18 protein-coding genes are annotated in these 21,697 nt (G+C 44.0%); all 18 read right to left on the bottom strand.

The window, feature by feature from the left end; all coding sequences use genetic code 11:
- Nucleotide 1 precedes the first annotated feature (1 nt).
- The gene (locus tag O3S68_RS02440) at nt 2–1,438 is read right to left on the bottom strand and encodes an undecaprenyl-phosphate galactose phosphotransferase (RefSeq protein WP_269230720.1); all 1,437 of its coding nucleotides are present in this window, start codon (nt 1,436–1,438) and stop codon (nt 2–4) included.
- 48 nt (nt 1,439–1,486) lie between these two features.
- Nucleotides 1,487–2,914: a phosphomannomutase gene (locus tag O3S68_RS02435; RefSeq protein ID WP_269230719.1), complete on the bottom strand. Its 1,428-nt coding sequence runs from the start codon at nt 2,912–2,914 to the stop codon at nt 1,487–1,489.
- Nucleotide 2,915: 1 nt separating this feature from the next.
- A complete protein-coding gene (locus O3S68_RS02430; protein WP_269230718.1) occupies nt 2,916–4,340 on the bottom strand; it encodes a mannose-1-phosphate guanylyltransferase/mannose-6-phosphate isomerase in 1,425 nt (474 codons plus the stop codon).
- A 13-nt stretch (nt 4,341–4,353) separates the two neighbouring features.
- A complete protein-coding gene (locus O3S68_RS02425; RefSeq protein WP_020454286.1) occupies nt 4,354–5,508 on the bottom strand; it encodes a glycosyltransferase family 4 protein in 1,155 nt (384 codons plus the stop codon).
- 16 nt (nt 5,509–5,524) lie between these two features.
- The gene (locus tag O3S68_RS02420; protein ID WP_020454287.1) at nt 5,525–6,544 is read right to left on the bottom strand and encodes a glycosyltransferase family 2 protein; all 1,020 of its coding nucleotides are present in this window, start codon (nt 6,542–6,544) and stop codon (nt 5,525–5,527) included.
- Nucleotides 6,537–7,097, bottom strand: coding sequence for an acyltransferase (locus tag O3S68_RS02415; RefSeq protein ID WP_020454288.1), 561 nt, complete (start codon nt 7,095–7,097; stop codon nt 6,537–6,539). The genes O3S68_RS02420 and O3S68_RS02415 overlap by 8 nt, the downstream gene beginning before the upstream one ends.
- Before the next feature lie 3 nt (nt 7,098–7,100).
- Nucleotides 7,101–8,381: an O-antigen ligase family protein gene (locus O3S68_RS02410; protein WP_269230717.1), complete on the bottom strand. Its 1,281-nt coding sequence runs from the start codon at nt 8,379–8,381 to the stop codon at nt 7,101–7,103.
- A 457-nt stretch (nt 8,382–8,838) separates the two neighbouring features.
- Nucleotides 8,839–10,116: a glycosyltransferase gene (locus tag O3S68_RS02405; RefSeq protein ID WP_269230716.1), complete on the bottom strand. Its 1,278-nt coding sequence runs from the start codon at nt 10,114–10,116 to the stop codon at nt 8,839–8,841.
- 16 nt (nt 10,117–10,132) lie between these two features.
- Entirely contained in the window at nt 10,133–11,653 is a 1,521-nt protein-coding gene (locus O3S68_RS02400; protein ID WP_269230715.1) for a lipopolysaccharide biosynthesis protein, read from the bottom strand.
- A 28-nt stretch (nt 11,654–11,681) separates the two neighbouring features.
- Nucleotides 11,682–12,812, bottom strand: coding sequence for a dTDP-4-amino-4,6-dideoxygalactose transaminase (gene rffA / locus O3S68_RS02395; RefSeq protein ID WP_269230714.1), 1,131 nt, complete (start codon nt 12,810–12,812; stop codon nt 11,682–11,684).
- 9 nt (nt 12,813–12,821) lie between these two features.
- The gene (rfbC, locus tag O3S68_RS02390) at nt 12,822–13,364 is read right to left on the bottom strand and encodes a dTDP-4-dehydrorhamnose 3,5-epimerase (RefSeq protein WP_020454293.1); all 543 of its coding nucleotides are present in this window, start codon (nt 13,362–13,364) and stop codon (nt 12,822–12,824) included.
- A gap of 3 nt (nt 13,365–13,367) precedes the next feature.
- Nucleotides 13,368–14,243, bottom strand: a complete 876-nt coding sequence (rfbA, locus tag O3S68_RS02385; protein WP_020454294.1) for a glucose-1-phosphate thymidylyltransferase RfbA — start codon at nt 14,241–14,243, stop codon at nt 13,368–13,370.
- A gap of 48 nt (nt 14,244–14,291) precedes the next feature.
- Complete coding sequence (gene rfbD, locus O3S68_RS02380; RefSeq protein WP_269230713.1) at nt 14,292–15,191, bottom strand: dTDP-4-dehydrorhamnose reductase; 900 nt, start codon at nt 15,189–15,191, stop codon at nt 14,292–14,294.
- Nucleotides 15,188–16,276, bottom strand: a complete 1,089-nt coding sequence (rfbB, locus tag O3S68_RS02375; protein ID WP_269230712.1) for a dTDP-glucose 4,6-dehydratase — start codon at nt 16,274–16,276, stop codon at nt 15,188–15,190. The genes rfbD and rfbB overlap by 4 nt, the downstream gene beginning before the upstream one ends.
- Before the next feature lie 407 nt (nt 16,277–16,683).
- Nucleotides 16,684–17,577 (bottom strand): GalU regulator GalF, encoded by an 894-nt coding sequence (gene galF, locus O3S68_RS02370; RefSeq protein WP_020454297.1) that lies wholly within the window; start codon nt 17,575–17,577, stop codon nt 16,684–16,686.
- 177 nt (nt 17,578–17,754) lie between these two features.
- Nucleotides 17,755–19,170 (bottom strand): colanic acid biosynthesis protein WcaM, encoded by a 1,416-nt coding sequence (gene wcaM, locus O3S68_RS02365; RefSeq protein WP_020454298.1) that lies wholly within the window; start codon nt 19,168–19,170, stop codon nt 17,755–17,757.
- A gap of 10 nt (nt 19,171–19,180) precedes the next feature.
- Entirely contained in the window at nt 19,181–20,401 is a 1,221-nt protein-coding gene (wcaL, locus tag O3S68_RS02360) for a colanic acid biosynthesis glycosyltransferase WcaL (protein WP_269230711.1), read from the bottom strand.
- Nucleotides 20,398–21,678: a colanic acid biosynthesis pyruvyl transferase WcaK gene (gene wcaK / locus O3S68_RS02355; RefSeq protein ID WP_020454300.1), complete on the bottom strand. Its 1,281-nt coding sequence runs from the start codon at nt 21,676–21,678 to the stop codon at nt 20,398–20,400. Before wcaK ends, wcaL begins: the two co-directional genes overlap by 4 nt.
- Nucleotides 21,679–21,697: the final 19 nt, after the last annotated feature.

Below are 21,697 nucleotides of genomic sequence, written 5' to 3'. Positions count from 1 at the left end.
ACTAATAAGCGCCATCCCGGCGAAGCACGACCTTCACCGTTTTGAAGAGAATGGCAATATCGTTCCACAAAGACCAATTCTTCACATACCAAGAGTCAAAATAGACACGTGTATCATAGTCCACGTCATTTCGCCCGCTAACCTGCCACAAGCCGGTCATTCCGGGTTTCACCATTAAATAATAGTCAACATCTAGTTCGTAGCGTTCTAGCTCTTTCGTGACCACTGGGCGCGGTCCGACAAGACTCATTTCGCCTTTCAGCACGTTAAAAAGTTGAGGTAGCTCATCAAGACTGGTTTTGCGGATAAAATGCCCTACTTTCGTGATGCGCGGATCATTCTTCAGTTTAAAATCCCTGTCCCACTCTTCACGCGCCTGCGGATCATTCTCTAGCAAGTTTTGTAAAACTTCTTGCGAATTCATCACCATAGAGCGGAACTTGTAGCATGGGAAAAGTTTCCCAGCGCGGCCCACCCGCTGGTGCCCATAAATGGCTGGCCCGCCGTCACGTGTCACCTTGTACCACAGGTAGATAAACAACGGTGATGAAATGAGCAAGATAAACAGTGTACATACGATATCAAAGGAACGCTTAAGAAAACGCGAAGTGCGTTTCGCGAGATTGTTGTTGATCCGCAGCAGCATTACTTCATGGCTAAAAATAAACGACATGTCCGTGTTATATAGCGGCAACCCTCGCAATGAAGGAATGACGGTTACTGAGCGACACTGGTGTTTGGACAACTCCCTCAGCCACGCTACCGTCTTGTCTATCTCATCAACATCGAAGGCAATGATAAAATGCACATGTTTAAGATCGGGATCTTGCCAGATGTCGTCAGCATTTTTATAAATCGGGCAATCAAGAAGCTTGTCCTGAGTTGTTTCATCATCAAAGAAAGCCGCGACGTCAAATCCCAGCATTTCTTCACTCTGCAAGGCAAACCAGGCTTCACGCGCGTTCTTACCGCTGCCCAAAATGATGGTTTTCTTTTTCCAGATGCCTAACTGATTCAACAGATACTTCGTGGTGAAGCGGAAAAAGGGCACCATAAAGAGCGCCAGGCTCCAGCAAAACACCCAGACAAAACGCGAGAACTGCCACTTAGTAAAAGCAATCAACGCCAAATCAAAGATCGCAAAAATGATAATTGTACGCAGGATCTCTTTCAGCTCATACCAAAACGGTTTGCGGTAAGAATAGTGACGCAGGCGGATTAAAAACCACGCAACACAGGTTAATGACAATAATAAATGGGAAACGATACGATATTGAAACTGCTCCTGCGGAATAAAACGCTGTAAATCAGCGAACAGAAAATAGACTAGCGCCAATGAAAAAACTAATGACAGATTAAAAAAAATAAAATCAGACAGCGCGAGAAGAAGCTGACACAAGAAGGGTTTATAATTATTTTTCACATCCTTAAATTCCATTATCCCCTCACGATTCGAATTGAATGAAAAACCGACTTACGTTAATCATTAGAAACGGTCCTCGATATGAGAGAGAATAACTCTGACTAACTCATCTGCTTTGTGTGGAGAGGTGGACTCAACATAGCATCGTAATTCAGGCGCATTTCCGGAAGGTCGGAGATGAATAATATCATCGTTAGTCAACCGTAACCTGACGCCATCCGTCATATCCCGCCCCACAAAGCTCGCATTTGTTACACCACAAGCGCTTAAGGTCTTCGCAGGATCATTCACAAGTTTATCTAGCAAAGCAACACTCCGGGCGACAGAGAAATTCTGCAGTCTGTTCGAAGAGGTATAACGCGCTGGCAACTCCGCTAATTGTTGACTAATTTTTTTATGCTGGCTTGAAACCAGCGCCGTTACCACCGGCAATAATGCATCACGGGTAGGTAATGCTTTCAGCGTACGGCCCGCGTGATGGATATCACTGGCTAAGAGATAGCCTCCATTGGCTTCGAAACCTGCAACACGACCGAATTGGTCCAGTAATGCGTCAAAGGCCGCGATAACATACGGCGAGCCTATTTTGGTCAGCACAACGTGAGGGATCAAACCGCTAGTTGTGATAATACTGTTACTACTCACTGGCACCGCCGCCGCATCAATACCCAGATGCGAAGAGCAAAGTAATCCGAGGATGTCGCCACGCAGCCAGCGTCCCTTTTCATCACTAAGTAATGGCCGATCGCCATCACCATCAGTTGAAAACACGGCATCAAGATGAAACTCGCGTAACCAGTTAATAGCCCGCTGTCGATCCTCTTCGGACACAGCTTCGGTATCGATAGGCACGAACTGATCACTACGACCAAGGGAAACCACCTCCGCGCCGAGCATCGAAAACAGTATAGGGTAAATATCCCGTCCGGCGCTGGAGTGTTCATAAATGCCAATCCGTATTCCCGCAAGGGCATTTTTAGGGAAGAAAGAAGTATAACGCGCGATATAGTGCGCACTTGCATCGTTGCTCACGATCAAATCAGGCAATCTGGCGGGCAGGGTAAAACGTGTACTCCCAGTCGCAATTACCGCTTCGTCAGACTTCGTTATTTCACCGGTCGGGTGGTAAAACTTTAACCCATTACGATCGAATGGGATATGACTACCGGTTATCATGATCGCCGGGATTTTGTTCTCAAGCGCGTAATATGCCAGTCCCGGTGTTGGAATGACACCACAGTAATATGGCTTGAACCCCATATATTCGACAACAGCAGCACAGGCACGTGCCATATCGTAACTACTTGGGCGGTTATCGATACCAATCGCAACGGTATCAAAACTATACGAGGCGGCTGTAGTGCTCAAAAAATTAGCAGTAAATGCACCGCATACTTGTGGTGTGAAATATTGAACCAGCCCTCTTGCACCGCTGGTGCCAAACTGTATATTCGAATTGTTAATCACATGATTGCTTAAAAAATCTGACATTTTATTTTTTCTCTGAAACAGGATTTTCAACACGAATTACATCGTCTTCGCTCAAATTTTTACCTGATTGAATTTCAATGATTTCCAGAGGAGTTGAACCTGCATTCGCCAATACATGTACCAGGCCTGCGGGAATAAACGTTGACTGGTTTTCTTCAACGAAATATTCGCGATCTTGCAGAATCACTTTTGCGCGCCCGCAAAGTACCATCCAGTGTTCAGCACGCTGATGATGGATTTGCGCGGCGAGTTGCTTTTCAGGGCGCACAGTGACTTTACGAACGCGATAATCATCTCCTTGCACCAGCGTATTAATGCTTCCCCAAGGGCGATAGATCTCCTGGTGATCGCGGTGCTCAGTCCGTCGACTAGACTTAAGATGTTCAACCACTTTTTTCACATTCTGCACTTGGTCTTTATCAGCAATTAGAATCGCATCACAGGTCTGGACCACAACGGTATTTTTCAGCCCTAAGGTAGCTACCAGCGCGTCTTCCGAATGGACATAAATGTTATGGCAATCAAACTCGAGGACATCTCCTTGTTTTACATTCCCACGTTCATCTTTAGGGGAAATATCCCACAGCGACGACCATGAGCCGACATCAGACCAGCCGGCATCCATCGGGACGACAACAGCATGATCGGTATGCTCCATTACTGCGTAATCAATGGATTCCGCGGGACATTGCGCAAACGCCTGCTCGTCAATCCTTACAAAATCTAGATCTTGATGGGTCTGCGTCATCGCATTTTCGCACTGCACATAAATATCGGGTCGGTATTTTTTTAATTCTGCCAGGTAACTTTCGGCTTTGAACATGAACAAGCCGCTATTCCAGTAGTATTCACCGCTGGAGTAATAGTCACATGCAATTTCATAGCTCGGTTTTTCGACAAACTCGGCAACAACAAATGCATCATTACCTTGCGACTGTCCACGGCGAATATAGCCATATCCGGTTTCCGGACGTGAGGGAACAATGCCAAAAGTTACTAGTTTACCGCGTTCAGCATAGGCCACAGCTTGCGTAACAGAAGTGATAAAGGCATCCTCATTCTGAATGACATGATCAGCCGCGAGCACCAACATGATATTGTCAACATTCTGTTGCTTGTTTTGGAGGAGCGTAAACGCCGCTAAGGCGATGGCGGGTGCGGTATTACGACCAGAAGGCTCCAGAATAATATTGTCCGACAATTTGTCGATAGCTCGCAGTTGCTCTGCAACCAGAAACCGATGCTCGTTATTACAGATGACGACAGGCGGACATGTCTGTAATTTTTCCAGGCGCTTAACTGTTTGTTGCAGCATGGTTATGCTGCCACCAACCTGAAGAAACTGTTTTGGATACATTTCTCGCGAAAGTGGCCATAAACGGCTTCCGCTGCCGCCAGCCATGATCACAGGTATAATATTTTTCATAGCGCTACCAATATTAACGTTTTACCTGTCGATAATGGCAAAACTCCGTCCATTTTGATTCGACATACTCTTTTATTTCACGCTCAAAACGCTGCTGTGAAAAACGTTCAGCATTTTTACGGCATGATTCTGGTGTAAATGCAACCGAGCTTTTTTCGAAGATTTCAACAGCTTCAATAATAGCGCTGGCTGTTTGTTCCATAAAGAAAATACCTGTCGGGTTACTGTGTTCAGGCGGGATGACTGTCTCAAGCGCACCACCTTTGCCAAACGCGATAACAGGCGTACCGCAAGCCTGCGCCTCAACGGGAATAATGCCGAAATCCTCTTCTGCTGCAAAAACAAAAGCTTTTGCGTTTTGCATATGCTCGCGCAGAACAGCAAATGGCTGATACCCCATCAAGGTGACATTGGCTGCGGCAATCTTTTTTATTTTTTCGAAATCAGGACCGTCACCAATTACAATCAGTTTTTTGTCAGGCATGGCATTAAAAGCTTCAACAATCAGAGCAATTCTTTTATAAGGAACCATTCTCGACGCTGTAAGATAAAAATCAAACTTTTCATTTCTCAACTCGAATTCATCCACAGCCACTGGTGGATAAATAACATCAGCCTCTCGTCCGTATACTTTCTTAATCCTGCGTGCAATGTATTGTGAATTAGCTAAAAAATGATCTACGCCATTCGGTGTGCGACAATCCCATATACGCATTTTGTGCAGAATCCATTTAGCCAACCAGCCTTTTAATCCTTTATTAAGTCCGGATTCACGCAAATACTGATGCTGAAGATCCCAAGCATACCGGATAGGTGAGTGCACATAACTTATATGTAACTGATCCGGGCCAGTAATTACCCCTTTGGCCACGGCATGCGCACTTGAAATTACTATATCGGCACCAGAAACATCTAACTGTTCAATCGCCAGAGGCATCAATGGCAAATATTTCTGATAATATTTTTGTGCCTTGGGTAAGTGTTGAATAAAGGTAGTCTTCGCTCTTTTATTCATGAACTTTGCACGTTGTTCCGGAGTAAGAAAATCCACCACCGAAAAAAGATCCGCCTCTGGGAAAACTTTTAATATTTGCGCGGAAACTTGCTCTGAACCTGCATAGCTTAACAGCCACTCATGAACAAGGGATATTTTAACATCGTTTTTCATTGATAAAACCTTGTCATTATTGCATGACTTTGCGGATAGCTTTATAGATAAAACGCGCATTGGATCTCAACGTGCAGTTAAGAAAATAGAACGCAAGCGGCACGGGATGGCTCATTAATCCTAGCGCGGAGAGCTCCTGCTTTAATTCTTTATTAACTTTGATACTTTGCCCCGCATTCATTTCAAAAATATGGAATGACTGTCTGGTAGTAAGCTCATGTTTTAACGGTGTATAAAGATCGACATTATATGCGGCACCCACGCTTTTTGCTATGGTGAGAACGCCGCGCCACATCGCAGCACGCCCGCGGGCGGTGTAACTGCCAGGGACATGGACTTCTTTGTCGTCCGCAGCCTGACCAAACATAGGCGGATTATCAGCACGCCCCCCGATAATTGGCCGGGAGATATAGCCGATACCTTCACCTATAAAAGCAGATGCAGCTAAATAGATTTGATAATAGAGTGAACCATCGAATTCTTCCGTATGTAAAGATCTGGCGAAAGGAACATTCACAATCAACCCACCGACAAAACCTGCGGCCCTGAAAATCATTTTGGGTTCTGATGCTCCCCATTTATAAACTGAGTCTTTATCGCTCAGCGAAGACAAGCCAATGGGATTGTAAATATCATGATTAAAGCGCAAAAAAGCACGTGAAATAAAATTGATTCGTGGGTTTTTTGCTATATAATCTTTAACTTCTGAAATAGCATTAGGCAATAACAGATCATCATTACCCATAATTACCGCCCATTCGCATGAGGCGCTTTCGATGCATTTTCTCAAATTCTTATCATAACCAAGATTCAACTCATTAATAATAAAAGTAAGTTTTATTTTATTATTTTCGTACTCACTTCGAAAAGAATCAACCATATTTTGAATATTTAGTTTTTCCGGAGAATTATCTTCGCAGATTAGCACTTCATCAGGATAAACCTCTTGTGATAGTACAGAGCTAAGGAGTTCTTTTAACTCCTGAACCCGATTATAACTTGGTATAACAACTGAAATTGTTGCGGCATTATCCATTAGTCAGTTTCCTTATGAATCTTGCTGGATTTCCTGCAATGAGACTATTTTCTTCGAAGTGGCCTTTCACAACTGAGTTCGCTGCGATAATTGAACCTTTACCAACGGATGTACCGGCTAATATGACCACATTGTCGCAAACCCAGATATTATTACCAATTTTTATCTCTGCAATATCATCTAAATCACGTGATGCCGGAGGAATATGAGCCTCATATTTTGCAGGACGAGTTGAACCATGGGAATGATCACCAATATAAATATTAGAACCTAATAAAACATTATCTCCAATATCAATCTTTTTCACAGCTGATATATGAACATTACAACTCATCATTACATTTTCACCAAAAATGATTTCTGGAGTGAAGTTTTGTGTTTTATATTTATCTACTGCTTGTATCCAACAATTGTCTCCGATAGAGCAATTTGTCATCTTCATATACTTCGCGCCGAAAATTTTGGGATTACTACCCAGAATTCGTATAGATAACTTGCGAGTTAAACTGTAATACAAGGCACGTAATCTGCCCTTAACTTTATAGATTAGCATAGCTTACTTCCCGCACTCCAAGAGTGATTCTCTTCTTGTGATTATCGTTTCGCTGTAAATAATAAAACACACAATCCAAAATAAAACAGAAAGGATACCCGCCTGGAACGAAGAACTCACCGCCGCAGATAACCAGTACAAAAAAAATAATGCAAAGAAAAACTGCCGTGCTCCCTTTGTTTTTTTATAAAAAACTCTGAATTGATATAATATTAACAACTGGAACATCAAGCCGCCAAAAATGCCAGCTTCTAACATACCATGGAAGATAAAGTTATCAGTGTTAATTCTTTCTGTCGTTTGTGAGAGCGTGCTTCCTGCACCTTGAGATCCCAGGCCTTCACCTAGTGGATGGTTGACTAGAAAATCAATCGAGTTTGACGCCATATCAAAACGTTGCGTCGTGGAGTACTTTGAACCTTTATCACTGTCGGTGAAGCGTCCAATAAATATATCTGAATAACTACTCAACGAAATAGCAACCAGCAGCACGAAAGCCATTAATGAAGCGCTGGCTTTCACGATAATCTTGCTCCGGCATAAAAAAATCAGCCCAGAACATATTAAGGCAATGATCGCTCCGCGAGTAATTGACATAAAGCAGGCGATGATGGCCAATATGGCACCTAATAGGTTTGTATATTTTGAACCATATTTACTAAAAATTTTATAAACAAAGAAGATGAAAGCGATAACCATCAAGTAACCGAAAGCCAATGCATCGGCAAATCCACCATTGGCTCTCACTAAATCATAATATCGGTTAATCAATGAAAAATTATCTCCCCCATAGTTGGGGTTGTAACCAAGCATTAAGGTAAAATTTCCGCCAGTTACAACATCAATAATCGCAATCGAGCTGGTTATAAGAAAAACCACTGTCAATACTCGCTTTAAAAAAAAAGCAATTCTACGCCAGCGATCATTGTCATAATCATTATTAAAATAACAGGCAAGAATACTAAAAACCATTGGGTAGAAAACCAGAGCATGCAATCCTAGAACTACTTGCAAAATATTTGAGCGATTATCTATAATCGAAAGCAGAGTACCTGATAGCATCAGGATAAAGAGCGTGATTAAACTCCCGTTAACTTTAAAGCTTCCAGATAGAAATAGCGTATAGATGATTATTACATAAAACAGAAGAATGGCCACACACCGAATAAGTGGGCCTATTGGCATATCAGAGACTTTAGGAAGCCATGAGCTAAGATAAGGTGAACCAACAGTTGTCATTATCAAAAAAAGAAGTATTCTTTCAAACGAAACTATGTTTAACATTATTAGACATTCCATACATGTTGGTGAATAAAAAACACTTCCTTAATGACCGTCTAATTAAAAAAGATTTTATACAAAAGATAAAAATCTTTGGCACATAATTAGAAATGATAACGATGCGATTATTAAATAATTCTACATTAATACTTTTCTCATTAAAAACTCTCTTTTATAATCATGACCTTTCAAATAGTATTATCAAAATACTGGTTATGATTTATGGTCATGGATAAAAATGTTTTTCGCTAGTACAATCGGCATTGTATCTATTCATTATGAAATTAATATTCACTCATTTAATATCAAAAAAATCTTATAACATTAAAAAATCATAAGGTAAACGAAGGTGATTCGTAAAGCTATTTCAACATCATACATTAAATATACATATTTTTGTTCATCATCAATCTTAAATAAACAATACTTCAAGGGCGAAATATCAACTCCCTTAAAAAATTCAGTCACCATTAAAAGAATTTGGAAATTCACTGATAAGTAATTCTATATCACGCACTTGCGTATGCGCCGAGCATTTTTCCAAGGCATACTCCCGAGCATATTTTTTTTGAGCTTCTAAGGATGAATCATTCAACTGTAACAAATTCAAAATTGCTTCTGCGAGCGCATTAGAATTAACTTCTTGTGCCAGAAATCCATTTCGACCATCAATAATAAGATCCTCTGCCACACCAACTTTAAAAGCAACAACAGGAACACCGGACATCAACGCCTCATTTATCATCATCGGACCAGCATCTTCTATCGAAGGGCAAATGAAACCGTCTGCGAAGTTGTATAAGAATGGATACTTATCTTTGTCACTAATAAACCCGATATTGATGACCGGAATATCCTCAGGTAACTGAAGTTCGGCCTTATTTCCCACAGTCAAAAGAGAAACTTTACTAAGATGCTCAGGATGGTTTTTTTTAATTACATTAAGAGCTTCAACAACATATTTCACCCCCTTTCTAGGGTCACTGAGAGACTGTGCACCTAAAAAAATTACTCGCCGCCCTTCCGGAATATTAATTTGAATATGTTTCTTGGCTGAATCAAGAGGGCGAGGGCAAAATATATTCTCGTCGATACCTATAATTGCTTTTTTAATACCTAACTTTGCTTTTATTCCACTTCGATTACAACGCTCGTCAAGCCATTTACTTGCCGACAAGAAAAAACAGTCCATTTCTTGATAATATTTTTTCCTGTTGTTAAAAATGTAAGCCGGAAGTTTAATTAAATTGGGGAATTTCATAGCCGGGCAATTATCGCAACCATCTATATAGCCTTCACATTTCCATGGGTAATGGCACCCACCTGTGAACATAGCCGCATCCATGAGATAAAATGCAACAGGGCATTGGTATTTCTTTTGTATTATATATATATCATAATCAGAAAGAAAACCTGAAACGTAATAAATAATTATTAAATCTGGTTTTTTCTTATAACTTTTAAAAAGTTTGTTCAAACTAAAAGTAGAATTGTAGAATAAATAATACTTATTCTCTACATCATTCCAACGTACCAGAGACCGTCGAATTAATTTAATAAAAAAGTTGATAACCTTGTGTCTAATATGCTCCACTGAGATTACACTCTCATCATTCGATGTCTTTTCAACTACAAACATTGTGGAGTCATGACCATATCTTTGAAGATTTATATGCGTTCTGTATGCACCATAAAACGCACCTTTGCTATCGCCTGTAGATAAATGTAAAACATTCATGGTTAAACTCGCTTTGCTAATACCATTTTTTTAACTTCATATTTCTGATCGCGGCTATTAATGGCATACGTAAAAGATAAAGAAAAGTGGAAATAATAATCATATTAGCAACAGGAGGAAAAATGACATATATTATCCTATATAGAATAAAAATTTGGAGTTTTTGTATAATTAAAAAAACCAAGAAAGATAATATTAAAACAACCGAAGCCAAGGGTAGTAATAAAGATATATAACCTATAATTTCTTTACCTAAACAAAAACCTCCCCATAATATCATGAAAAGTATTGTATGCATAAAGTAGAATATACACGACCATTCTGGACCATATAATTTAGCGATAAGAATTGTTAACGGAATCGTTATCGCAGAATAAAATGCATATGCATAAAAATGGTACTTTAACTGACCTTTAGAATATAACAATATAAAAACAAAATTCATTATCCCCGCAAAAAAAGCAGCCGAGACCAACCATTTAGCATATAAATTAACAGCAAATCCGAGATCTTTATTTTTAAGCCACAATGAAATGAGATCGTTTCCATAAACGCACATATACGGGACTAACGGACCGAGAATAACTACATATCCGACAGAACTAATGCTAAACAACTCAATAAATTTATTGTAATTTTTTTCTTTAACCAGTGCGCTTAATCTGGGTAGCAGGAATTGTGATAACGGTGCAGTCAGTGCTAGCACGACCGCACTTAGTTGAGAACCAATTTGGTAATGAGTGTAGAGGGTTAAATCTGTGTATGTTGATAACGCGAGTTTATCGACTTGAGTAGCGATGACCCAAATCATCGACAAACCAGATAATTGCAATGAAAACTTAACTATATTTCTAAATGAAATACTATCGGTACTGTTTTTATCTCTTTCCTGATGTCGATTTATCAGTTGCCGATGCTGTTTAATAATAACATAAGCTACGCAGCCTAATGTCGCAATAATATCTATGACAGATAGAAATAACAATGTATTAAAAAAAGCAGGTAACGTATTTGAATAAAAGGAAAGGATTAGATATGAGCCACCATAAAATGCTGTGGTATATAACATGTTCCATATAGCAATCAAATCCTGTCGTTCCATACCATTTATAAAGCTTTGCAAATACGACCGCAAATATAAAAATGCAAGAATTATACCTGTGAGTTTTATACAATATACGGTTTCTTCTCTGGATAATGACGTTTGTAACCAATCGGTAACTATATATAAGGAAAAATAGTTAAAAACAAAACTAACAAATCCGGCAATGATAACAAAACCACATAATACTTTAATAAATAATTTGATAACCTTCATGAAGGTAACAAGGTGATTTTTATTAGTAGCGACTAATTTAATAAAAGTCCCGCTTATTCCTGCGTCCAACAACCCCATTAATGTTATTAGCATCGTAAAAAAAGAAACTATACCATATCTTTCCGTACCTAAGAGCCCAATAATCAAAGGGACCAAAAAGAGAGGAAATGCAACACGGTATAGTTGAGCCACATATAGAATAACTATTTTTTTAAACATAATAGCTCACAAAAACAAGCGGAACGCATTACTTCGCATAATAAAACTCAATTATTTTTGAGCATATATAATCCACTTGTTCCAATTCTAATTCATAGAACATTGGGAGTCTTAGCAAACTGTCAGTGAAACGATCGCTGTTCTCGAGATCAACACTTTCGTTCTTAGTAAGATAATACTCGCTTTTATTCAATGAGAGATAATGAAAAACAGAGTATATGCCGTTATCCTTAAGATACTGAATAAGCCCGGTTCGGACATTTATATTTTCACAAACAATGTAAAACATATGCGCGTTATTACTTGCAAACGCTGGAATTGCTGGAAGTGCTATGACACCTGTTTCAGCAAGACGGCTGAGACCAGCGTAATATTGTTCCCAAAGTGATATTCTTTTGGTTTGGATGATATCCATGTTTTCAAGCTGAGCATAGAGATAAGCTGCAATAATATCTGAAGGTAAGAACGAGGAACCAATATCAACCCATCCGTATTTATTCACTTCTCCTCTAAAGAATGAAGCACGATTTGTGCCTTTCTCTCTAATTATTTCAGCGCGTTGTATATACTTATCGTCGTTGATGACAAGCATTCCCCCTTCACCTGAGATAATGTTTTTCGTCTCATGAAAAGAAAAAGTACCGAATGTACCAATACTGCCCAATGGCTTGTTATTATAATATGAGTCGATCGCTTGTGCTGCATCTTCAACAACTGGAATATTGAATTCTTTCGATATTGCCATAATCGCATCCATATCGCAGGCGACCCCGGCATAATGAACGACAATAATCGCTTTAGTTTTTTCGGTAATACTGTTACGAATAGCAACGGGATCAATATTTGGATTGTTACTATAGCTATCGACGAAAATCAATTTCGCACCACGAAGAGAGAACGCATTTACTGTTGAAACAAAGGTGTACGATGGCGCAATCACTTCATCGCCAGGCTGAATATTCAGTAATATTGCAGCCATTTCCAATGCATCAGTACATGACGTAGTAAGAAGCACTTTCTTAAAACCATATTTTTTTTCAAAAAACTCATGACATTTTTTAGTAAAAATGCCATCTCCAGAAATCTTCCCACTGCTAACTGCCTGCGCAATATATGTCAACTCATTCCCTTGTAAATAGGGTTTATTAAATGGAATCATTTTTCTTCCTTATTTTAAATCAGCAAAACTGCCAGCTTGCATATCTTTTAATGAAAGTATTAATTTATCCGATGGTATTGGCCATTCGATATTTAATGTTGGGTCATTCCATGCAATGCCACGCTCTGCTGCAGGTGCATAATAATTTGTTGTTTTATACAAAAATTCAGCCATTTCACTTAGGACTAAAAAACCATGAGCAAACCCTTCGGGGATCCAAAGTTGGCGTTTATTTTCTGCGGAAAGGTTAATACCAACCCAGCGTCCAAAAGTTGGAGAATCAAGGCGAATATCAACTGCGACATCAAATACTTCTCCAACTACACAGCGCACCAATTTTGCTTGTGAGTAAGGTTCGGCTTGATAATGCAGGCCGCGAAGTACTCCTTGCTTCGACTTTGAATGATTGTCCTGCACAAATGAGAGCTTACAACCGATACTCTCTTCTAATACTAGTTGGTTATAACTTTCATAGAAAAATCCGCGATCGTCGCCGAAAACTTTTGGCTCGATGATCAGTACATCCGGAATTTCCGTCTCAAGAATATTCATTTATTAGCCTTTAACCATCTTCTGGAGATACTGCCCATAGGCATTTTTTGACAGCGGAATTGCCAGCTTTCGCACCTGTTCAGCGCTGATAAATCCTTTACGGAATGCAATCTCTTCAGGGCATGCGACCTTGAGCCCCTGGCGTGCTTCAATGGTTTGGATAAAGTTACTGGCTTCGATTAAGCTCTGGTGCGTACCGGTGTCCAGCCATGCGTAACCACGGCCCATCATCGCCACCGATAAACGCCCCTGCTGCATATAGATACGGTTGATGTCAGTAATTTCCAGCTCGCCTCGGGCGGATGGTTTAAGACTTTTTGCCATGGCGACAACATCGTTATCGTAAAAATAGAGCCCGGTTACCGCATAATTACTTTTCGGTTCCAGCGGTTTCTCTTCAAGGCTGACTGCCGTGCCATTTTTATCAAATTCGACCACGCCATAGCGCTCTGGATCGGTAACATGGTAAGCAAAGACAGTTGCACCGCTTTCCTGTTTCACAGCGGTATCCATCAGCTTCGGCAAATCATGACCATAGAAAATATTGTCGCCCAGCACCAGAGCGCAGGAGTCATTACCAATAAACTCTTCACCAAGAATAAACGCCTGCGCTAACCCATCAGGGCTTGGCTGTACTTTATAATGGAGGCTTAAACCCCACTGACTACCATCGCCAAGTAATTGTTCGAAGCGAGGTAGATCCTGCGGGGTACTAATAATTAAAATATCACGAATCCCCGCGAGCATAAGCGTGGATAACGGATAGTAAATCATTGGCTTATCATAAATTGGCAGCAGTTGTTTACTCACAACCATTGTAACCGGGTACAGACGAGTTCCCGAACCACCCGCCAGTATAATTCCTTTACGTGTTTTCATTTCGTAATCCCGAGCAAAAATGCCTGCCCATAGGCACTTTTCATATTGTCAAATAGGCGTTGTGCTAAATAACTCAGCCAGCATACGTTTCACGCCGAGCTCCCAGTCAGGGAGAACCAGATCGAAAGTGTGCTGAAATTTATCTGTGTTCAGTCGCGAATTGTGCGGTCGTTTCGCCGGCGTTGGGAAACTTTCTGTCGTTACCGGATTTAATTTATTCAAAGCGAGTTCAACTCCCGCTGCCCTGGCCTCAGCAAAAACCAGCGCCGCGTAGTCATGCCAGCATGTTTCACCACCAGCAACCAGATGATACAAACCGGCTACTTGTGGTTGTATCAATGCTGTTCGGATTGCATGAGCGGTACAATCTGCAAGTAACTCAGCACCGGTAGGTGCACCAAACTGATCGTTAATCACCGAGAGTTCCTGGCGCGTTTTCGCCAGCTTGAGCATGGTCTTCGCGAAATTGTTCCCTTTTCCGGCGTAAACCCAGCTGGTACGGAAAATAAGGTGCTTCGGGCAGTTTTCGCGCAGAGCAATTTCACCGTCGAGTTTTGTCTGGCCATAGACATTTAGGGGAGCAGTGCTATCTGTTTCCACCCACGCCGTCTGACCGTCGCCCGGAAAAACATAATCGGTTGAATAGTGAACCACCCATGCATCAATTTTGGCGGCTTCACGCGCAATAGCTTCAACACTTTTCGCATTCAGCAGTGAGGCAAATTCCGGCTCGGATTCAGCTTTATCAACCGCAGTATGCGCGGCGGCGTTGACGATCACGTCAGGTCGTATACGGCGCACAGTTTCAGCAACACCCTGCGGGTTACTGAAGTCACCGCAATATTCTGTGGAATCAACATCCAGCGCAATCAGGTTGCCCAATGGAGCCAGCGAACGCTGGAGCTCCCAGCCTACTTGTCCCGTTTTTCCGAATAACAGAATATTCATTCGCTGCGCTTCCCGTAGTTTTGTTCAATCCATGACTGGTAGGCACCACTTTGTACGTTCGCGACCCATGCGCTGTTGGACAAGTACCACTCAACCGTTTTACGGATTCCGCTTTCAAAGGTTTCGACCGGTTTCCAGCCCAGTTCTTTACTGATTTTATCGGCATCGATTGCATAACGGCGATCGTGGCCCGGACGGTCAGTTACGTAAGTGATCTGCTCACGATAAGAGGTCGCCTTCGGTACGATTTCATCAAGCAAGTCACAAATCGTGTGGACAACATCGAGGTTCTGTTTTTCGTTATGGCCACCGATATTATAAGTCTCACCCGCAACACCTTGCGTGACCACGGTATAAAGCGCGCGCGCGTGATCTTCGACATACAACCAATCGCGAATTTGATCTCCCTTGCCATACACTGGCAACGCTTTGCCTGCCAACGCATTCAGGATAACCAGCGGGATCAGTTTTTCCGGAAAATGGAACGGCCCATAATTATTGGAACAATTGGTAACAATTGTAGGGAAACCATAGGTTCTGCGCCATGCGCGGACCAGGTGATCGCTGGAGGCTTTAGAGGCTGAGTAAGGGCTGCTCGGCGCATAGGCAGTTTGCTCAGTGAAGAGGGGCAATGGTTCGCCAGCCGCCACTTCATCCGGGTGGGGCAAATCACCATACACTTCGTCAGTGGAGATATGATGGAAACGGAAAGCAGCTTTACGTGGTTCCTCAAGTTGTCCCCAATATTGACGAGCAGCTTCAAGCAATACATAGGTGCCGACAATATTTGTCTCAATAAACGCGGCAGGCCCCGTAATCGAGCGATCAACATGGCTTTCTGCCGCCAGGTGCATGACCGCATCAGGTTGATGCTCAGCAAAAATCCGCGCCATGGCGTCACTATCACAAATATCCGCACGTTCAAAAACATAACGCGGGTCATTATTTATTTCCGCCAGTGATTCCAGGTTCCCGGCGTAGGTTAATTTATCTACATTAACCACATGATCAGTAGTGTTATTAATGATGTGACGAACCACTGCAGACCCAATAAAACCTGCACCACCTGTGACCAGTATTTTCACGAGTTTCTTCCGCTTTTACTTTACTATGTATTAACTTAAGGTTAGTCAAGAGTAGGTTATTAACTTACATGTATATATTTCAGACACGCTACCGCCCCAGGCTCTTCAGCTACCTGTGTACTGTGTGCTTTTGTCGGCAATTTATGATGTCAAAAACTGCGCTGCTCTTATTTGAATCTACCACTTGGCACAAAATGCTAAGCGGCTATTCTCCGCCGAAACAGGGACGGAAACAAGGAAAAATCTTGCTTACGTCAGCGCAAGAATTACCCATTCCTACCTTTTTTAATCGTTGATTTTATAATGGAAATAAAAAGGGCAGTAAGAATAACCAAAGGATCAAATGTCCTTCTGGCAACCCTTTCTGCCCTGCTCCAAAAATCTTAGTTACACAACATTTTTAATCTTTATTGTGCAAGCAATTTCTTAATACTTTCGCGGAATTTCTGACCTTCTTTCAGGTTACGCAGACCGTAGTTTACAAAGGCCTGCATGTACCCCATTTTCTTACCGCAGTCATAGCTGTCGCCGGTCATCAACATCGCATCAACAGACTGTTTTTCCGCAAGCTGAGCAATCGCATCGGTCAGCTGGATACGCCCCCACGCGCCTGGCTCGGTTTTTTCGAGTTCTGGCCAGATATCAGCAGAAAGGACATAGCGCCCCACTGCCATCAGGTCGGAATCCAGTGTCTGCGGCTGATCCGGTTTTTCAATAAACTGCACAATGCGGCTGACTTTGCCTTCCGTATCCAGCGGCTCTTTAGTCTGGATCACGGAGTATTCAGAGAGATCGCCTTTCATACGTTTTGCCAGCACCTGGCTACGACCAGTCTCAGCAAAGCGTGCCACCATCGCCGCGAGGTTGTAACGCAGCGGATCGGCAGTCGCCGTATCCAGCACGATATCCGGCAGCACCACGACAAACGGGTTGTCGCCAACGATCGGGCGCGCACAGAGGATAGAGTGGCCTAACCCCAGCGGCTGCGCCTGACGCACGTTCATAATTGTCACGCCTGGCGGACAAATAGACTGCACTTCCGCCAGCAGCTGACGTTTAACTCGCTGTTCAAGCAGCGCTTCAAGTTCGTAGGAGGTGTCGAAGTGGTTTTCCACCGCGTTTTTTGACGAGTGAGTCACCAGAACGATTTCTTTGATCCCTGCAGCAACAACTTCGTCGACGATGTACTGAATCATCGGCTTGTCGACGATCGGTAGCATCTCTTTTGGAATCGCTTTCGTGGCCGGGAGCATATGCATCCCCAGACCGGCTACCGGAATAACTGCTTTCAAATTAACCATTATTTCTTCCACCTATAATAATTGGATGAATTATAAACCTTTAACCTGTTTTCGCCAGTGCGTTTGCAGCGAGGAAAGTGAAAGATGTTACGCCTAATGTCCCTGCAAGGCAGTAGATGTAATCCTAACCCCGGTGTTAAAGCACCAGGATTTATCGTAAAAGGCCATTTCCCGCGCTTAGAGCCGCTTCGCCGGCAAACGGAAATTCAAATTATCGACATTCACCACATGCTGATCGACTCTGTCGATATCGACTGAACTTTGCCCATTTTCATTGACTGCGTGAATATTCGCCAATGACAGCAAGGTGTCCTGTTTCGCCATAAAACGCCCGCGCACATCTTTGCGTAAATCGAAGTTCAGCTTCAGTGCCGGGCCGTTGGCCGCCTGTTGCGTCACGTTGATATTACGCAGGAAAAGATGTTGCGGTTTATTGTGCAGCTCCAGCGTCGCGCTCTGCATTTTCACGTTAGTGATCGCCACAAACGACGTAGCATTACCGGACGAGATCTGGATACCGCGCAGCTTATATTTGCTGCTGCTGTTGTCCTGCTGGATATCGTTGAGTTTGAAATTCTGCGGGATCGACAAATAATCGCCTTTGATAACACCATAGCCAATCAACATACCGGCGCTATTGACCATTGAAACATTATCAATGACGAAATTATCACAGCCGTAAATCGCCACCGTCGCATTATCAATCCCGGCTTTCTTACTGAAATCCGGGGTGATGTTTTTCGCTTTCACATTGCGAATAATAAAGTGTTTACCGTTTTCCACATGCACTAACTGACGGCAGTTACTACCGGTAATATTCGCCACGACAAAGTTTTTAACTGCTTGATCTTCGGGGTAGTTATTGTCATAGGTGCTGCCCGCCAGGCCAATACCAATGCCCCAGTTAATCTTGCCGTTGGTGCAGTTAATATTATCAATCACATGGTCGGAGATCAGAATGTTGCGGTCATTAATGGCCACATTCCATTCGATAGCATCACCTTGTAAGTCGCTGAAATGACCATTGGTTATCCGCACACCGTCCAGTTGATTGTGGAAACCCTGGCGTAAAATGCCATAGTTCGCTTTGCTCACCGTGATGTTATCGATGACTAAATTGCGCATCGTGCGCGCCTCTTTCCCGCCAATGTAAATCTGCATCACCGGGCCAAAGCCACTCATACTCACGCCCTTGATCACGCAGTCTGAACCGCGCACATCCAGCGTGATGTTATAGAAATTACCGCCCTTCTCCCCCACCACCCGGCTACCGTCCTGTAACACAAAGCGCCCGCGCCCGTTACCTTTCAGCGCGCCGCGCACCAGCAGTGTTTTGCCGGCAGGAATGAAAATACCAGTGTTGATATTGTCGCAGACCACACCTGCGGGAACTTCCACCGTTTGCCCGTCAGCAAAAGCTTGTTTAAACGCCGCAGGCCAGTCATTGCGGTTGTAATCACTGATGCTGACCGTGTCGTTACGTCCCAACGCGCGGGCTGCGGGAATATGTAGCAAAGGAAGTGCCGCCAGCGCGGAACCGGCGGCCAGAAAAGTGCGTCGCGATAGCGCAGTTGCTGTTTTCTTCACGGTCATAAAACCTCTGTTAAAGCGTCTGCAACAGACTGGCAAGTTGCTGGTTGATGATTTTCTGGTTGAAGTCGTTCTCGACTTTTTCACGCGCCCGCGTCACCACCGGTGTTAAATCCCGGCTCTCCATATCACAGAAAGCAGCCAGACGCTGCGCCAGCGCCTCGGCATCATTTTCCGGTACCAGCCAGCCGGACTGTCCGGCCTCGATCAACTCCGGAATGCCGCTGTGGACGGTTGAAACCACCGGGATCCCCACCGCCATCGCCTCCATCAGCGCAACCGGGATCCCTTCCATATCCCCATCCGCGCCGGTAACTGACGGCAGCAAAAAGACGTCGGCTTCATCAAGCAGCGCTTTCACTTCATGGCTGGGTTTAAAGCCCGGCATTTCAATCACATCTTCCAACTGGAATTGTTCGATAAGTGTGCGTAAGCGGCGTTCCCATGGGCCAATACCGAGGATGCGATATTTGAAATCCACGCCGCGTTCTTTCAACAGACGGCACGCTTCAATCGCAACGTGCAGCCCTTTTTTCTCGGTCAGGCGCGCCACAGAGATAATTAGCAGCGGACTACCGGGGTTTTTCACTGAGCGCAGGCTAAAGCGGGCCATATCGACCCCCATGCGTGACACAGCAATTTTGGTCTCCGGGCAGCCCATGTTTTTCAGTCTGCCGGCCCATAACTCGCTGATCGGCAACATCAGATCGCCGCGCTGGAAAAGCTGCTGATACTCCGGCGTATAGTGGTTCAGCACGTCGCGATGCGAGATATCGATGCCGTGGAATACGGTGGCGATTTTGCCTTTAAGAACGCCAAGTTCCCGCAGTTTGGCGGCGGTAACGCCTGCCGGGCCAAAGTGGGCGATAAAGACATCGGCGCTGAATGTGCGCGGCGCGAGGCCGCAAATGGCTGGCAGGATCAGGTTGCGGGCTTCGTCACCATAGCGCGACATATTCAACGCTTTCCAGGTGGAGGATTTCCAGATACCTCGCGCTATCGCCTGCCCGCGATAGCTCAGTTTTGCCATCTTCCCTTCCGGCTCGGCCAGCAGCCAGTGCGTTTTTTCCGCCAGCCGGTACTCGGTATACGCCGAGTGTGTATTGTTCATATCGCCCTTATGCAGGGCGACAATCTCAACCTCAAAACCCATATTGATAAAGGCAACGATCTGGTTGAGCACAAAAGTTTCGGAAGATAAGGGGAACTTCAGCAAAAAGAAGCTGACTTTCATTTCACCCCCTGTACGCGATCGAGCACCGATTTGACCATTTTCATGCCATGCTCGCGCTCAGCCGCCACCGCCGTTGCCAGACGCTGGTTAATCGCAGGCAGTTGCCCCAGCGTGTCGGCCGCCATCGCCGCCAGCGAACCATCCAGCAGATGGCGAATGTCGACCGCCATTTCCGGCATCCCGAGTTGCTGCATGATGCCTGCCGACTTGTGTTCATAGTTGATAGCAATCGCCGGTGTTCCAAAGTTCATCGAGATAATCGCGGAGTGCAGGCGTGTACCCACCGTTAAATCACACGCGCCAAGGATCTTGCCCATCTCCAGATCGTTCAGCTCATCCATCACCACGTGGTAGCGCGACGGGTCGCTGACATACTGGCGCAGATTGAGCGCCACCATGCGGTCATCTTTGTTGTAGCTGTCGATACCGGTGCAGGTGGAGAGCGCAATAACCTGATAACCCGCATCAATGATCCGGTTTACCACCTCGGCAAAAGCCTGTTCATAGGCCTGCTGGGTAGTGTTGAGTCGTTTATCAAACGGCGCCAGTTCACGCAGCGTAATCGCCACGGTTTTCTCTTTTGCCGCCAGATCCAGCCAGTGCTGCACCGCATAGCTGGCCACAAAATCATGCTGATGGTGATCCACCAGCCAGGCGGTATCGACGCCCTGCTCGACTTTATCCGTGGTGATATTGCTCTGCTTCATCAGGTTCAGGCTGACTGTTTCGCGCAGGATCAGCGCATCACAATGGCCAAAAACATAATTCGCCAGCTGGTTAAAAGCCTCGTTCTGGAACGGCCCCACGCTGTGACCAATCATGTAGATCGGTTTTTTCGCCATAAACGTACACAGCGCGTGTTCAAACTGCGGCACACCATACAGATCGACAAAGAAAGAGCCGCCGACCTGAATAATCGCGTCATAGTCCGCCAGACGGCGGACAAAATCGGTAAACCCTTGCGCAATGGCGATATTGCGCAACTTCCCGGTATCCGTCACCCTGGAGAGCAGCACCTGGTGCTGGTAACGGCGGCGCAGCACCTTCTTCACGCGCCCCATCAATCCGGCAGCGTTGTTCTGCTCTTTCATCTGGCTATAGAGCGGGTCGCCCATCACCGGGCGGTTGAGTAACCAGGATGAGCTCACCGGATAGCGGCTCATCACATCCACCTCTGCATCCGGCTCAATCAGGGCAATCGCATCCAGCAATCCACGTAAAATAGCGCTGTCACCACGGTTGCCGCATGTGTGATTGCCAAGGATCAATAATTTCATAACGACCTCATAAAGGGGT

It is taken from the genome of Kosakonia sp. SOY2 (genome assembly GCF_027109175.1).
In the GTDB taxonomy this organism is placed as follows: Bacteria; Pseudomonadota; Gammaproteobacteria; order Enterobacterales; family Enterobacteriaceae; genus Kosakonia.
The sequence above is the reverse complement of the archived record's forward strand: the minus strand, read 5'-3'. Positions and strand labels throughout refer to the sequence as shown.